Annotated in this window: 15 protein-coding genes; 5 read left to right on the top strand and 10 right to left on the bottom strand. The window is 69.8% G+C overall.

Going from position 1 to position 15,249, the window contains the following annotated elements; genetic code table 11:
• Positions 1 to 13: 13 nt before the first annotated feature.
• From H5V44_RS07260 to H5V44_RS07230, 7 genes are all read right to left on the bottom strand, one after another.
• Positions 14 to 736 carry a DUF429 domain-containing protein gene (locus H5V44_RS07260; protein ID WP_185192440.1) on the bottom strand — a complete coding sequence of 241 codons (723 nt, stop codon included), beginning with the start codon at positions 734 to 736 and terminating at the stop codon, positions 14 to 16.
• A 21-nt stretch (positions 737 to 757) separates the two neighbouring features.
• Positions 758 to 1,048, bottom strand: a complete 291-nt coding sequence (locus H5V44_RS07255) for a hypothetical protein (RefSeq protein ID WP_185192439.1) — start codon at positions 1,046 to 1,048, stop codon at positions 758 to 760.
• A 12-nt stretch (positions 1,049 to 1,060) separates the two neighbouring features.
• Positions 1,061 to 1,333 carry a winged helix-turn-helix domain-containing protein gene (locus tag H5V44_RS07250; RefSeq protein WP_185192438.1) on the bottom strand — a complete coding sequence of 91 codons (273 nt, stop codon included), beginning with the start codon at positions 1,331 to 1,333 and terminating at the stop codon, positions 1,061 to 1,063.
• Between the two features lie 128 nt (positions 1,334 to 1,461).
• Positions 1,462 to 2,952: a molybdopterin-dependent oxidoreductase gene (locus H5V44_RS07245; RefSeq protein WP_185192437.1), complete on the bottom strand. Its 1,491-nt coding sequence runs from the start codon at positions 2,950 to 2,952 to the stop codon at positions 1,462 to 1,464.
• A gap of 221 nt (positions 2,953 to 3,173) precedes the next feature.
• Positions 3,174 to 4,691, bottom strand: coding sequence for an RtcB family protein (locus H5V44_RS07240; protein WP_185192436.1), 1,518 nt, complete (start codon positions 4,689 to 4,691; stop codon positions 3,174 to 3,176).
• 81 nt (positions 4,692 to 4,772) lie between these two features.
• The gene (locus H5V44_RS07235) at positions 4,773 to 5,882 is read right to left on the bottom strand and encodes a DoxX family protein (protein ID WP_185192435.1); all 1,110 of its coding nucleotides are present in this window, start codon (positions 5,880 to 5,882) and stop codon (positions 4,773 to 4,775) included.
• A 66-nt stretch (positions 5,883 to 5,948) separates the two neighbouring features.
• Positions 5,949 to 6,398, bottom strand: coding sequence for a DUF5799 family protein (locus H5V44_RS07230; RefSeq protein ID WP_185192434.1), 450 nt, complete (start codon positions 6,396 to 6,398; stop codon positions 5,949 to 5,951).
• Between the two features lie 117 nt (positions 6,399 to 6,515).
• Between H5V44_RS07230 and H5V44_RS07225 the strand changes: the two genes are divergently transcribed.
• The 3 genes from H5V44_RS07225 (at position 6,516) to H5V44_RS07215 (ending at position 10,438) form a co-directional block, all read left to right on the top strand.
• On the top strand, positions 6,516 to 7,793 hold the full coding sequence (locus tag H5V44_RS07225; RefSeq protein ID WP_185192433.1) for an HAD hydrolase family protein: 1,278 nt from the start codon (positions 6,516 to 6,518) through the stop codon (positions 7,791 to 7,793).
• A gap of 42 nt (positions 7,794 to 7,835) precedes the next feature.
• On the top strand, positions 7,836 to 9,137 hold the full coding sequence (locus tag H5V44_RS07220; protein ID WP_185192432.1) for a M28 family peptidase: 1,302 nt from the start codon (positions 7,836 to 7,838) through the stop codon (positions 9,135 to 9,137).
• Between the two features lie 68 nt (positions 9,138 to 9,205).
• On the top strand, positions 9,206 to 10,438 hold the full coding sequence (locus H5V44_RS07215) for a mandelate racemase/muconate lactonizing enzyme family protein (protein ID WP_185192431.1): 1,233 nt from the start codon (positions 9,206 to 9,208) through the stop codon (positions 10,436 to 10,438).
• A gap of 85 nt (positions 10,439 to 10,523) precedes the next feature.
• Here H5V44_RS07215 and H5V44_RS07210 read toward each other — a convergent pair whose 3' ends face one another.
• On the bottom strand, positions 10,524 to 11,156 hold the full coding sequence (locus tag H5V44_RS07210) for a rubrerythrin family protein (protein WP_185192430.1): 633 nt from the start codon (positions 11,154 to 11,156) through the stop codon (positions 10,524 to 10,526).
• Positions 11,157 to 11,307: 151 nt separating this feature from the next.
• On the opposite strand from H5V44_RS07210, the gene H5V44_RS07205 reads away from it, so the two are divergent.
• Positions 11,308 to 12,531, top strand: coding sequence for an MBL fold metallo-hydrolase (locus H5V44_RS07205; protein WP_185192429.1), 1,224 nt, complete (start codon positions 11,308 to 11,310; stop codon positions 12,529 to 12,531).
• Between the two features lie 26 nt (positions 12,532 to 12,557).
• On the opposite strand, the gene H5V44_RS07200 is transcribed toward H5V44_RS07205, so the two are convergent.
• Both H5V44_RS07200 and H5V44_RS07195 read right to left on the bottom strand, forming a co-directional pair.
• A complete protein-coding gene (locus H5V44_RS07200; RefSeq protein ID WP_185192428.1) occupies positions 12,558 to 12,887 on the bottom strand; it encodes a 2Fe-2S iron-sulfur cluster-binding protein in 330 nt (109 codons plus the stop codon).
• A gap of 60 nt (positions 12,888 to 12,947) precedes the next feature.
• A complete protein-coding gene (locus H5V44_RS07195; RefSeq protein WP_185192427.1) occupies positions 12,948 to 13,403 on the bottom strand; it encodes a universal stress protein in 456 nt (151 codons plus the stop codon).
• A gap of 110 nt (positions 13,404 to 13,513) precedes the next feature.
• Between H5V44_RS07195 and H5V44_RS07190 the strand changes: the two genes are divergently transcribed.
• Positions 13,514 to 15,238: a flippase activity-associated protein Agl23 gene (locus H5V44_RS07190; protein WP_185192426.1), complete on the top strand. Its 1,725-nt coding sequence runs from the start codon at positions 13,514 to 13,516 to the stop codon at positions 15,236 to 15,238.
• Positions 15,239 to 15,249 lie beyond the last annotated feature (11 nt).

The raw sequence follows: 15,249 nt of genomic DNA, 5'->3' as shown, positions 1-15,249 counted from the left end.
ACGACTCCCACGCTCACTCCGGCGGCGGCCGGAAGACGATCTCCATCGGCAGCCCCCGGGGGTCCGTTTCGGGGTCGGCGGGGAGGGTCTCCAGCCCGGTCGCGTCCCCGCGGGCGGTGAGCGCGACCACGAAGGCGTCGAGCAGGTCGTCGTCGGAGGCGTCACAGCCGAGGCCCGATGCGGCGTCCCACAGGTGGTCGTAGACGTCCGGTTCGACCGCCCGCAACGCGGCCGCCCGCTCCCAGAACGCACGCTCCGGCTGTCCGGTCTTCGAGTACGCCGTCGGCGCGCCGGCGAACGCCCGGAAACACACCTCGGGGTGACACTCCTGGATCGCGTCCCGTGCGGCGGGCGTGTCGAGCAGGAATCGGTCGACCTCGTCGATCTTCGGGACGATCCCCCAGGTCTGTCGGTTGAGGCTGCCGTCGGTCAGCCGCTCTTGGACCGCCTTCGCGGCGTCGTAGGACTCCTCCCGGGCGGCAGCCCGCACCGGCGTCGGGAAGACGCTCGCGTGACGATCGGGCGAGAGGGCCTTCCGGGCCGCGGTATCACACGCCCGTGGCTCGCCGGAGTCCTCCCTGAGCCCGATCGGAACGTCGATCAGGATCCGGTCGGCGTCGCAGTGGTCGGCCCAGAGGTCACCGACGGTTCTGTAGAAGCGGCTTCCCTCGTAGCCGGATCCGGAGTAGACGACCGCGAGCCACCCGTCCGGACAGCCGTCGACGCCGACGTACATTGGCTGCGTTTCCCGCCGCGCTCACTTCAACGTCACGTAGGTGAGGACGACGAGCGCGACGGTCTGGATCGCACGGAGGGCGACGACGGCCTGCTGTGCGGTCGGATCGCCGGCGTACAGCATTCCAGTGCTGAAAAAGAAGACGATCGCAAGGAGGTTCTCGACGAGCATCGTCGCCGCGAAGCCTGCGAGGCCGGCGGTCATTCCGGAGCCGAACGTACGGTAGTTGCGAACCCACACGGCCGTCAGGGTCCCGAGGAACAGCGCGTTCACCGCCGAGAGTCCGGTGGCTACGAGTAGCCACGGTCCCATCGCTCCCGCCATTCACATCGCCTCCAGTACGCGTTCGAACTCCTCGCGGTGGCGCTCGAAGCGGTCGGTCAGGAAGTACAGCTTCCCGTAGTCGTCCCCGCCGGACTCGATCACGTCGTGTTCCTGTAACATATCGATGTGGTGTCTGACCGTGTTGTAGTCGACGTCGAGACACTCCGCGAGCTGGTTCGCGTTCCGCGGCCGGTCGTCGATGGCGTCGATGATCCGCGCGCGGTTCTCGCCGCCGCGCGTCCCGACCAGCAGATACCAGAGTGCCTTCTCCATCCGTTGGCGTGTGGTCTTTGCGAACGGCCCTTATACTGTCGGAATCCGGTACACACGGCCAGCGAGCCCTCGCTCGGTGGCTGTCGCGGCGGGCACCGAACGCGGATGGACGGCGTCGGCCCCCTTGATCACGGATCTATCGGCTGTGTGACCCACCCCGTCGCGCCGCTGGGGAACGGGTCTGCGGCCTCGCCGGTCTGTACCGTCCCCTCGCCGTCGACGGCCCTGACGGTGACCGCCTCGACGCCGTCAGGATCGAAGACGTACCGCCACTGCCGCCACACGTCGTCGCCGGGCAACGGCTCGGAGAGGTCGGCGTCGAGCCAGGTGTCGCCGTCGTCGAGGGAGACCTCGACGCGGTCGATACCGCGGGTGCCGGCGTAGGCGTGACCCGCCACCTCGACCCGGCCGTCGTCGAGTTGGGTGGTGTCCCAGAGCTTCGCGACGGTGTTGACCGGGCCGGTGCCGTGCCACCCCCGTTTCTCCCAGTAGCCGTCCATCTCCTCGTCGAGAAGTTCGATCTCGGTGAGCCACTTGACGTTGGTCTCCCCCCAGTGGCCGGGCACGAGCACCCGAACCGGGTGGCCGTGGGACTTCGGCAGCGGCTGGCCGTTCATCCTCCACGCCAACAGCCCGTCTTCGAGGGCCTCCACCGGGAACTGGACGAAGTAGCCGTCCTCGGCCCGGAGCATCACACACCCGCACTCGCCGTCGGGGTCGGCGGCGTCCAAAAGCGGCTTGATCGGCGTGCCGGTCCAGACTGCCGTGTCCAGCTTCCGGCCGTTGAGTCGCTCGCCGACGCACCGCAGCGTGACGAACCGGTGTTCGATCGGCATCCCGGTGAGTTCGTCGTAGGTGACCTCTACGTCCTCGCCGACCTCCCCGGTGATCGACATCGACCAGGTGTCGGCGGGGACCTCCGGGTCGAACTCGTTGATGTCGACGCCGTAGAAGTTCCGGATCTCGCTGACGAGCCCGGGGACGTCCTCGCCTGCGATGTCGAGTTCACGGCCGTCGGCTTGCCGGAGCCGTTCCTGGACCGCGGGGCTCGGAACGACGTCCGCCGAGGCCGACCCGACGGCGCTGTCGGACTGCCGTCGGCCGAAAATCCCGGCGACGCCGAGGAAGCCGAGCACGCTCGCCGTCGACGTGATCGCACGCCGGCGGGAGGGATCGTGACCGGGGTCGGCCCCCGGCGCCGCCCCGACGCCCGTGAGGACCGCGACCGGGACGCCGGCCGCGACCGCGAGCACCGGCTCGGCCGTCGTGCCCGCCGCGACAGTCCACGCCAGCACGCCGGCGAGAACGCCGCCGAGCGCGGGGCCGGTGGTTGGCTTCGCCACCCGTCTGGCGGCGACGATACCGACGATGGCGGCACCGCCGAACAGCGCCCCGGCGATCCCGAACGACAGCGCGATGTGGAGGAGGTGCCCCTGGTCGCCCACGTTCTCGATCATAAACGCCACGATCGGCCCGGGCGTGAGCCGAACCACCAGAGCGTCGATCGGCGCGACGACGAACTGTCGGGTGTACCCCGCGGCGGCGAACGACCCGGCGACCCCTGCCAGTCCCGCGAGGAGCGCGAACAGCGCGTCGGTCCGTGAGACCGGTTTGTCCATACCGAAAGAGCCGGTGCCGACGGGTAAGTAGATTGTTCAAACTCCCACCAAAATTCGTTCGGCATCCCGTCCGAGCGGGGAGCCGCCGGTAGTCACCCCTCGGGTTCGTCGGCGAAGCGGTCCGGATCCAGCCGGTCGAGTTCCGCGGTCGGATCGCCCCCGTCGTTGAGCGGCGGGGGCGCCGCGACGCCACCCGGCTTCACGGCCAGCCGACGGTCCGGCTACCCCTTGATGTTACACACCGGGAACGTCCGCGCAACCGTGTCGCCGATCCCGAGCGCCTCCGAGACGCGGACGACCTCGTCGACGTCCTTGTACACGCCCGGCGCCTCCTCGGCGACCGTCGCGCCCGACTGGGCCTTCACGTGGATCTGCTGTTGGTCGCGAAGCTCGTCTTGGACGGTCTCGCCCCAGAACTCTTTTTTCGCCTGGGTCCGGCTCATCGTCCGCCCTGCCCCGTGGGCCGTCGACCCGAACGCGACGTCCATCGAGTTGCGGCCGCCGCGGAGCACGTACGACCCCGCGCCCATACTCCCGGGGATGATCACCGGCTGGCCGACGTCGCGGTAGGCTGCGGGGATCTCGGGTCGGCCCGCGGGGAACGCCCGCGTCGCCCCCTTGCGGTGGACGTAGAGCTCCCGTTCCGCCCGCCCCACCGCCTCGGCGGCCGTCGTCGGCCGGCCGTCGGCGTCGACGTCGACCTCGTGGACCTCCTTCTTGCCGATGTTGTGGGCGACGTCGTAGAGCAGGTCCATCCCGAGGGTCTCCCATTCCTCCTCGAACACCCGCTCGAACACGCGCCGGGTCCGGTGGGTGATCAACTGGCGGTTGACCCACGCGAAGTTGATCGCCGCACACATCGCGCCGTAGTAGTCCTCGGCCAGATCGGAACCGGCGGGTGCGGCCGCCAGCTCCTTGTCCGGGAGTTCATCCAGCAGGTCGGCGTGCTCCGTTTCGATCCGCCTGAGGTAGTCGTTGCAGGTCTGGTGGCCGAGCCCCCGGGAGCCGCAGTGGATGAGAACCACGATCCGGTCGGGTTCGAGTCCGTACGCCTCCGCGACGTCCGGGCGGTAGACGTCGGTGACGCGCTGAACCTCGAGGAAGTGATTCCCCGAACCGAGGCTGCCGACCTGGGTGCGGCCGCGGTCCTTCGCTTTCTCGGAGACCGCGTCGGCGTCGGCGTCGGGGCGTCGCCCCTCGTCCTCGCAGTGTTCGAGGTCCGCACGGACCGCATAGCCGTGTTCCAGCGCCCAGTCGACGCCGCGTTCGAGGATCTCCTCGACCGTGTCGCGGTCGGTCTCGACGATCCCGCCGCCGCCGAGTCCGGAGGGGATGTTCGCGAAGAGGGCGTCGACGAGTTCGGCTTCTCTTCCTCGGAGGTCGTCGTACGTCAGGTTCGTCCGCACCATTCGGACGCCGCAGTTCACGTCATAGCCGATCGCTCCCGGGGAAATACAGCCGGTTTCGGCGTCGACCGCCCCGACGCCGCCGACCGGGAAGCCGTACCCCTGGTGGCCGTCGGGCATACACACCGCGGGTTCGGCGATCCCCGGCAGGTGGGTTACGTTCCGCAGTTGCTCGAGGGTCATATCGTCGCCGATCTGTTCCAGCAGTTCCTCGCTGGCCAGCACCCTGGCGGCGACCCCCATCTCGCCCTCGCGGGGGATCTCCCAGACGTGTTCGCGGACCCGTTCGAGCCGGATCCCGTCGAACTCCCGAACCGCAGCGTCGTCGGTCATACGTAGAGCAACGCCGGCCCCGGAGGAAAGCGTTCCCTTCCGCGTCGGGCGGCCCCGCGACGACGTGAGCGCGGACGGCGCTCACGCCGCCCGCTCGGACACGCGATCCACCCACTCCGCGGCCGACTCGGTTCGCTGGCTGAGCCACGCGTCGACCGACCACCCGCCGGCGCCGGTCACGAGCAGCGCCGAGGCCAGCCCGAAAAGCGAGATGTGCGCGAGCACCGGGTCGTCGGGGAGGCCGAACAGGGTGGTGGTGAAAAGCAGGAACGCGACCGCCGACGCCGCGCGGGTGAACGCGCCGACGACGAGGACGGTTCCGACCGCCGCCTCGGTGAGCCCCGCGCCGACGACCCACAGTTCCGGGGTCACGGGAACCACCGCGGTCAGGTTGTACTTCGCGACCACCGCGGTCGCGTTGCCGGGGTTCATCAGCTTCTGGGTGACCCCGAGGTAGATGAACGACAGCCCCAGCCCGATCCGGACGATCACCGGGACGAGCGCCCGGTAGGGGTCCACCCGCTCGACGAACGGAACCGCCACCTTGCGGTAGAAGGGGTCGATCCGGGCGTAGACGGTGTCGGCCGACGCAAGCCGGGAGACGACGTGGTCGGCGCTCGGCCGGCCGCCGCCGAGCAGCGCGATCGCGGCCAGCGCGGGGACGTACTCGAACGCGAGCAAAAGCGTCGGATGGCTCGGAAGCGCGGCGAGGTAGCCGACCAGCCCCGTGAACGCCATCAGACGCGTCCCGAACCCGAACAGCAGCAGGAACCCGACCGTGATCCCGAACAGCCGGACGAAGGTGGGCGCCCCGAGGGTCACTGCCGGCGAGAAGAAGTAGCCCGAAAAGCCCGCGCCGACGAGGGGAAGCCCCACGCTCAGCCGGAGCAGCCACGGCAGGAGGTCGCGGTACTCCGCCATCGCCTCCCGGAACACCGCGAGGTCGTGCTGAAACGGTCGCAGTCGGAGGTACGTCGCCGCGGCCGCGGCGCCCGCGAGACCGCCGGCCCCGAGAACGGCGAGGTTGAACGGATCCATCAGCGCCCCCGCGAGGAACTCCGCGACCGCAAGCGGGTCGCCGCCGGGGGAGACATACCGGACGTGGGCGGCGGCCCGGCCGGCGAGGGCGGGGAGTGTGAGAACGACAGCGAACGCGAGGAGGGCGCGTCGGGGGAGGGATTCGGTGTCCATACCCGGAGGTCGGCACCCGGGACTCAAATGAACACCGACACTGATCCGAGCGACGCGGCCGCCGCGTCACTCCTGGTAGGCGATCCGGACCTGCTCCCACTTGTTCTTCGACTCCAGGTGGCTCTGGAGCGCGTCGGCGTACGCCTGCGTGAGCCTCTCGGCGGCGTCGACGCGGTCTTCGTCCACGCCGCCGCCACCGCCGCCCAGTCCGAGCGCGCCCTTCAGGGAGTCGACGATGCCGCCCGCGCTCGATCCCGTATCGCCACCGGCCCCGGCACCCATCTGTGACATCTGCGAACGCACGTTCTCCAGTTCGGGCATGATCTGCGGGAGCTTCTCGGTGTCGGCGACGATCCGCGCCCGTTCGGGATCGTCGGCGTGTTGGATGTCCAACTCGATCGCGGTCATGATCAGCCCCCACTCCTGGCTCGTGAACTCCGAGTTCTCCACGCGGTCGTTGAACTCCCTGTCGACAGTCATCCGGTCCCCGACGATGCTGTCGGTCCAGTCGGTCATACCGCCTCGTACGGCAGTCGTCGGTTTGAGCGTTTCCCCGTGAACGCGGTGCAGTCCCGGGATCGGCGGCTGTGGTCCCACGGAAAGGGATTTTTGTCCGCGGGCGGACTGACGGGTATGGACCGCTACGATCTCCTCTATCGTCTCTATGAGACCACCGAGACCGACACCCTCCGGGACCTGCAGAACTTCGTCGACCTGTTTCCCCCCGTCGACTCGCGGGTCGCCTTGGAGTACTGGGAGGACGCCAGCGACGAACTCGACGCCCGGAAACGCGAGATCGCCGCCGAGTACGACGCGGGGGAGATCCTCGCCGACATCGCCGCCCGGGCAACCAGGGAGCAGACGTTCACCGCCTTGGATCTCGCCTCGAAGTACGAACGCCGGATCAACGCCCTGGTGCTCGACGTCGACGAGACCCTCCGTTCGGCCGGCCGGACCGACAACGAGATCCCCCGGGAGACGCTGCATCTCCTGACCGAACTCCACGAGTCGGGGCTGCCGATCGTGATCTGTACGGGCCAGACCCTCGAAAACGTCAAGGGGTTTATGATCCAGGGGCTGGGGACCGAACTGGTCCACTCCGGGCAGTTCAGCATCGTCTACGAGGCCGGGACCGGGGTGTTCACGCCCGGCCACGGATCGGACACCAAGCGGCTCCTCTACGAGGGGCTCGACGAACCGGTCCAGGCGGTGTTCTCGCGGGTCCGCTCGCGCGTGTTGACCGCCGCGTCCCCGGAACTCCGTCGCTCGGTCCACCTCCAGGGCAACGAGTTCAACGTGACGCTGAAGCCGAACTTCGACGTCGGAACCGACGACGCCGCGGCGGTGATCGACGAGGGGCTGGTCCACCTCGTGGATCTGCTGGGTCGGGCCGTCGTCGAGTCCCTGGCGGAGGGCGGCAACGTCGGGATCGACGCCCGAACCGACGACGGCGTCGACCGCGCTGCGGACTGGGCGCGGGCGTACTACGCCGACGCCGACCCCGAGGTCGCGGGCGTGCTCGACGGTGAGGACGCGGCCCCGGAACGAGCAGTCGACGACGTTCCCGGGGCGGTCCGCGAGCGGTTCGACCGGATCGACGTGGCGTACTACCACGCCGACGCCGCCGAAATCGGGTCGCTCGACCTCGACAAGCCCACGGGCGTCCGGGCCGCCCTCGACGTCCTGGAGATCGAAGATCCGTTCGTGTTGGTGATGGGCGACAGCAAGTCCGACCTCCGCGTGATGGAGTGGGCCGAGCGGACCGACGCCGGGATCGCGGCCGCGCCGAGCCACGCCTCGGAGTCGGTGCTCGCACACGTCCGGTCGACCGACGACCTGGTGTACGAGCCCGGTGACGCGGGGTCGGTACTTCGGATCGCCGCCGTGTTGAACCGGCTGGAGGAGTGGTAGCTCGCCGGGGAGTATATGCCTCCATCCCGCCAAGGGAGCCCGATGACCGACTGGATCGGCGAGACCTTCACGAGCGATGTCGGATGGACCCACCTGGAGACGCTTGTCGACCTCGACACCCGGATGGCCGGTACGGATGGGGAGCGGCGCGCGGCGGAGGCGACACGCGACGCCCTCGCGGACGCCGGCGCGCGGGACGCCCGTCTGGAGACGTTCCCGATACAGGGGTGGGAACGCGGGCGCTCCGCGATCCGGGCCGGCGACACCACACAGGACTGTATCGCGCTTCCCCGCAGCCCCAGCGGTGACGTAACGGGCGAACTGGTCGATCTCGGGTACGGGCTGCCCGCGGACTTCGAGTGCGATCTGGAAGGGAAGGTCGTGATGGCGGCCAGCGACGTGCCCGACTGGTACGACCGCTACCTCCACCGGCGGGAGAAATATTATCGGGCGGTGGAGGCCGGCGCGGCGGCGTTCGTCTACGCCAACCACGTCGAGGGGTGTCTGCCGCCGACGGGCAGCGTCGGCACCGACGGGGCGCCGATCGGCGAGATCCCGGCGGTCGGCGTCTCCAAGGAGGTCGGCGCGCGGCTCGGTCGACGGTTCGAGGGCGACCCGGTCTCGGTGTCCGTCGAGGCCGACACGCCGGAGGCGACGAGCCAGAACGTCCACGCCGAACTGGGGCCCGACACCGACGCCGCGGTGCTCGTCACCAGCCACGTCGACGCCCACGACATCGCCGAGGGCGCGGGCGACAACGGCGCCGGGACCGCGATGGTCGTCGAGATCGCGCGGGCGCTGGCAGGGCGCGAACACGAACTCGACACCCGCGTGCACTTCGTCGCGTTCGGGGCCGAGGAGGTCGGCCTCGTTGGATCGCACCACGACGCCGAGCGGCGGGACCCCGAGTCGGTCGTTGCGGTCGTGAACAACGACGGCGTGGGCCGCGCCCGCGATCTGGTGTGTGAAACCCAGGGGTTCGACGACCTCGCCGACGCCGCCGACAGGGTCGCCGCCCGGCTGGACCACCCGATCGATGCGCCGCCCGAACTCGGCCCCCACAGCGACCACTGGCCGTACGTGACGCGTGGCGTCCCGGGCTATCACGTCTACGCGGACACCGGCGACGTCGGCCGCGGGTGGGGCCACACCTACGCGGACACGCTGGACAAACTCGACCCGCGTGACCTCCGGGAGCAGGCGATCCTCCTGACCGAACTGGTGGTCGAACTCGCGGCCGAGGGGACGGCCGTCGCCCACAGGTCGACCGGAGAGATTGCCGAACAGTTGGAGGCCGAAGACCTCGCGGAGGGGATGCGGGTGATCGGCGACTGGCCGTACTGATTCTGGGTCCCGGACCCCCGTCGCCCCGTCCTCCAAAGGTTTACCTCGTATCGAGTAAAGAATCGACTATGGGCGTCGACTACGCCGACCTACACGATCCGAACGCGGAGTACACGATGCGGGAGCTGTCCGCCGGGACGATGGGCGTGACGAACGACCGCGGCGGCGGCCGCGACGTGGCGATCACCGACGTCCAGACCACGATGGTCGACGGCAACTTCCCGTGGACGCTTGTCCGCGTCTACACCGACGCCGGCGTCGTCGGGACGGGCGAGGCCTACTGGGGCGCGGGCGTGCCGGAACTCATCGAACGGATGAAGCCGATGGTGGTCGGCGAGAACCCCCTGGACATCGACCGCCTCTACGAGCACCTGATCCAGAAGATGTCCGGCGAGGGGTCGATCGAGGGCGTCACCGTCACCGCCATCTCCGGGATCGAGATCGCGCTCCACGACCTCGCGGGCAAGATCCTCGACGTGCCGGCCTACCAGCTTCTGGGCGGGAAGTACCGCGACGAGATGCGGGTGTACTGCGACTGCCACACTGCCGAGGAGGCCGACCCCGAGGCCTGCGCCGACGAGGCCGAGCGGGTGGTCGAGGAACTCGGCTACGACGCGCTGAAGTTCGACCTCGACGTGCCGTCGGGGCTGGAGAAGGACCGCGCCAACCGCCACCTCCGGCCGGGCGAGATCCGGCACAAAGCCGAGATCGTCGAGCAGGTCACAGAACGGGTGAGGGACCGCGCCGATGTCGCCTTCGACTGCCACTGGACGTTCTCGGGCGGGAGCGCGAAGCGGCTCGCCGACGCGATCGAGGGCTACGACGTGTGGTGGCTGGAGGACCCCGTACCGCCGGAGAACCTCGACGTCCAAGAGGAGGTCACGAAGTCGACCACCACCCCGATCACGGTCGGGGAGAACCGCTACCGCGTCACCGAGGAGCGCCGGCTGGTCGAGAACGGGGCGGTCGACATCATCGCCCCGGACCTCCCGAAGGTCGGCGGGATGCGCGAGACCCGGAAGATCGCCGACGTCGCGAACCAGTACTACGTTCCGGTCGCGATGCACAACGTCTCCTCGCCGGTGGCGACTTTGGCCTCTGCCCACGTCGGCGCGGCGATCCCGAACTCCCTTGCGGTGGAGTACCACTCCTACGAGTTGGGCTGGTGGGCGGACCTCGTCGAGGAGACCGTCATCGAGGAGGGGTACATCGAGATCCCCGAGAAGCCGGGGCTCGGTCTGACGCTGGACATGGACGCCGTCGCGGAGCACATGGTCGACGGCGAGGAGTTGTTCGACTGAGCGAAGCGAAGTCGAGCCAGCAAATTTTCGATTTGCGTTGTTCGATCCGGCATAGCCGGATCGGATCACGGCCGCCCGCTGAAACTCAACAGATCGGTTTGGGATCGACGCCCATCCCGGTGAGCACGTCGGCGAAGTCGTCGTAGGCGAGTTGGATGACGTATGTCGCGACGGCCTCGGCGGTCTCCCAGTCCTCGTCGGTCTCACACGCCGATTCGAGCAGTTCCAGCCCCCGCTTTTGGGCCTCGCGGGTCTCGGTCCGCAGGTCGCGGAAGACGCCGGCGGCGGGCTCGTCGGCCTCGTTGACGAAGAAGCTGATCACCTGGAGGTGGGTGCGGTCGCTGACCAGCGTCCGACCCAGTAGCCCGCCCGCCAGCCTCTGGACCGTAGTCTCGCGACCCCGAAGGTAGCCGTGCATCGGGCCGCCGCCCGGCGGCTCCACCGCCTCGCCGAGGAGGTCGACGACCCGCTCGTAGTGGCGCTGTTCCTGCTCTGCGACGTCGGCGAACAGGTCGGCGGCCGCGTCGTGGGTCTCGTCGGCAGCCCACGCGGAGAACGTCTCGCGGGCGGCGAGTTCGCTTTCGGCGGCCGCCCGCAGGACGCTCTCGCGGTCGAGTTCGGCGTCGGTCAACGCGAGCAGCAGTTTGCTCGACCCGAGGCGGTCGAGTTCCGTCTCCTTGGCCGTCTCGACGGAGTTCCGAAGGTCGCTCGTGTTCATATGTCTCTCTTTGCGCGGCGGGCGTTAAGCGTTGGTGGCGAGCTATCCGGAGGGGTGCTCCGAGGCCCCTCTTGAGCTAGCTGAGTGGCGCAGCCGGGGCGAACGAGCGCCCACCCCGCTGTTTAATCCGTCCGACGACCTACTCCCGGGTATGAGTGATTCCGACTACCCGGAGCCCGAGGGCGAGGTCGACACCCTCTCGCCGGCGACCCTGGCGACCCGGATTCGGGCGGGCGAGCCCGTCTCGATCCTGGACGTCCGGGACCGCGACGAGTACGACGCCTGGCACGTCGACGGCCCCGGCGTCACCAGCCGACAGGTTCCGTATATAAAGTTCGTCCAGGCCGAGATCAAAGACACCGTCGCAGAACTGGCCCCGGACCTCCCCGAACCGATCGTCGTCGTCTGCGGCGAGGGGAAGGCCAGCGCGTACGTCGCGGACCTCCTGACGACCGAGGGCGTCGACGCCGCGAACCTGGCGGGCGGGATGGACGCGTGGGCCGAATTGCTCGTCGCCGCCGCGGTGCCGACCGACGGCCCGACCACCGTCCGGCAGTACCAGCGGCCCTCCAGCGGGTGTCTGAGCTACCTGGTCGAACACGACGGCGAGGCGGCAGTCGTCGACCCGCTCCGGGCGTTCGCCGACCGCTACGCCGCGGACGCGGCCGACCTCGATGCGACCATCGCCTACGCGGTCGACACCCACGTCCACGCCGATCACGTCAGCGGGGTTCGCGCCGTGGCCGACCGAACCGACGCCGAGGTGGTCCTCCCCGCCGGCGCCGTCGACCGGGGGCTCGAGTTCGACGCGCGGTTGGTCGACGACGGCGGGGCGCTCACGGTCGGCGGGGCCACGCTGCACGCGCTCTACGCCCCCGGCCACACTCGCGAGATGACGGCGTTCGCGGTCGGCGGAAGCGATCCGAACGGGGACGGTGTCGGCACCGCCGCGGCCGACGTCCTGCTCGCTGGCGACAGCCTCTTTCTGCGCTCGGTTGCACGCCCCGACCTGGAGGAAGGCGTCGAGGGCGCCCCCGAACTGGCCGCGCTGCTCCACCGGACGCTGACCGACCGGTTCGCCGAACTCCCCGACGACGTTCGCGTGGCGCCGGGCCACTACGACGCGACCACGACAGCCGACGAGTCGGGTGCGTACGCCGTCACGCTCGGTGACCTCCGGGGATCGCTGAACGCGTTCTCGATGGACTCCGACGCGTTCGTCGATCACGTCCTCTCGGCGATGCCGCCGCGCCCGAACAACTACCAGCGGATCATCGGGACGAACCTCGGACGGGAACGGGTCGACGACGCGGAGGCCTTCGAGATGGAACTCGGCCCGAACAACTGCGCGGCGACGGCCGTCGACGCCGACTAACGCGGCTGTCCGAAAACCCGCCGCCCTCAGTCGTCCGCGGCGGCCTGTGAGGCGTCGACGCCGGCGTCGCGTTCGAGGCTCGGCGGGTAGACGCCGCGCCGGAGTCGAAGGTCGCTCTGCGGCCGGGCCATACACGTCAGCGCGAAGTTCTCGGCTTCCTCCTCGGTCAACCCACGGGCCGCCGGCTGGGCCACCTCCCCCTCGAGGATCTCGGCGGAACACGCCAGGCACATCCCCACCCGACAGGAGTACTCCTGTGCGATCCCTTCCTCGATGCAGGCTTTGAGGATGGTCTGCTTGTCGGAGACCCTAATGGTTTCGTCGGTGCCGACGAACTCGACGGCGTACTCGGTCATACCTCGCCGTTCGGCGGATCGCGTCAAAACTCTTTGCGAACCGGGCCGGCCGGGCCCGACTCACTCCGCGGTGTCGCCGTCGTCGGCACCGGCGTTCGATCGGACCGTCATCACCGGCGCGTCCGCGGTCCGGACGACCTTCTCGGCGACGCTCCCCAGGAGGAACCGGTCGACGCCGGTCCGGCCGTGGGTCCCCATCACCACCAGGTCGATCCCCTCCCGGTCGGCGTAGTCGACGATCGTCCGGTGGACCACCCCGGTCTCGATCGCGGTCTCGGTCGTGACGCCGGCGTCTGCGGCCCGGTCGGCGATCGCTCCCACCACCTCGGAACCCTCAGAGCGGAGTTCGTCCGCGACGACGTCGGCCGCCATCTCCAGGGAGGCGTACGCCGCCGAATCAACGACGTACAGCGCGTGTAACGTCGCCCCGTACTGTTCGGCGAGGTCGATCGCGTGCTCGATCGCCCCCTCGCTCGCGGTGCTTCCGTCGGTCGTAACCAACACCCGGTCGTACATCGTTCCGTGTGAAGGTACGACGGGGGCGGATTAGAAACCCCACCCCGAACCGTCCGCGGGTGACAGCACGGATCACAAGGCTTCTACCTGCCCGGTCGGGACGGATCGGTATGTCGCGGGAGTCCGACGGTTCCGACACCGACGACGCTCCGGGGGAAAGCGGTCGCGGCGACCGCGTCGTCCTGGCCGTCGTCGCCATCGCCGCTGTCGGGTTTGCGCTCCGCGTCGTCGGACTCGGAACGCGCCCGTTTCACTGGGACGAGGCGCGGGTCGGCTACTGGGCGCTCCAATACCTCGAAACCGGGGCGTTCCGGTATCGCCCCGTCGCCGGCGGGCCGCTGCTCTATCACCTCGATCGGGTCGCCTTCGCCGCGCTGGGCGTCTCCGAACGGGTCGCCCGGCTCCCGGTCGCGGTCGTGAGCGCTGCGCTCCCGCTCGCTGCGCTGCTGTTCCGTGACCGCCTCGACGACGCGGAAACGGTCGCCGTGTCGGTCGTTCTCGCGGTTCAGCCCGTGGTTCTCTACTACTCGCGGTTTCTTCGCGGCGACGTCCCGCTTGCGTGTTTCGGGCTTGCGGCCGTCGGGTTCGCCGTCCGGGCGTGGGATCGGCGGAGCCGTCGTGACGCCTACGCCGTGGCGGTCGCGCTGCCGCTTGCGGCCGCGGCGTCGGGGTTCGTCGCCGGCTACCTCCTCTCGTGGCTCGGCGCGTGGCTCCTGGTCGTCGACCAGCGGAGCGTCGCGAGCGACGGCGGTGCCGGGGCGCGCACACACCTCGCGGCGCTCCGGGATCGACTCGCCGGCACGGCGACGCCCGCGGCCCGAGCCGGACTCCTCGCGACGGCGGTGACGGCGGTCCTGTTCGCCCCCCGTTCGGGCTCCGGCCCTGGGGTGGGACTCGACGACCCCGCGACGATCCACCTCGCGGTCTACGAGGGTACCGTCGGCGCCGTCCGGCGGTTCGTTGGGGTCCGCATCGTGCATCGGTTCCCCGACGGAACCCACGCGATCCTCCCGTACCTCGGCGACGCCGGCGGGTTGTTGGTTGCGCTCGCGCTCCCGGTGACGGTTCTCGGCGTCGGGACCACGCTCCACGCGCGATACGCCATACACCGCCGGCCGCTGGTGGAGGGTGTCGGCTACTGGGGCGTTCTGGCGATGGTGGTCTTCCCGACAATCGCGGAGATTTCGGCGCCCTGGACGCTTGTTCACGTCGTCGTCCCGCTGTCGCTGCCTGCAGCCGTCGGCCTCGTCGGCCTCCTGCGGCGGGGGGCGTCAGCGGCGACAACCGCCGGGGCAGCCGGAGGCGGTGCCGGGGGCGACGCCGGAACGGCGGTCGCGGTGCTGCTCCTCGTGTGCGCTGTCGGCGCGGGGACCGCGGCGGTCGGGGCCGACGTCTACACGCCGCCCGATCGAACCACCGAGTTGGCGCAGTTCGCCCAGCCCGCCGACGACCTCGAACCGATCGAGGCCGCGGCGCGAGCGGCCGCCGACCGGGATCCCGCGACCGCCGAGGTGGTGTACGTGGGGTCGTCGTACCACGTTCCCGCGGCGGCGACGACGGAGACCCCGCCCGTGGGCGACGCGTGGGGGAACCGGCTGCCGTTGCCGTGGTACGTGGCGTCTGCAGGCGCTGACGCGACGAGCACCGAAAACGCGTCCACGTTCGGGGCACGGTACGGGAACGACACGGCCCCGCCGGTGGTGATTGCGGAACCGACCCACCGCGGATCGCTGGCGGCGCAGTTGGGCGAAAGCTACGAGCCGACGACCTACCGGCTGGGGCTGTGGAACCGCGAGGTGGTCGTCTTCGTCGGGGAGCGTGCTGACGGGGGATAGAACGGCCGCGG

Origin of the sequence: Halobellus ruber (assembly GCF_014212355.1) — an archaeon.
GTDB classification, from domain to species: Archaea; Halobacteriota; Halobacteria; order Halobacteriales; family Haloferacaceae; genus Haloquadratum; species Haloquadratum rubrum.
The sequence above is the reverse complement of the archived record's forward strand: the minus strand, read 5'-3'. Positions and strand labels throughout refer to the sequence as shown.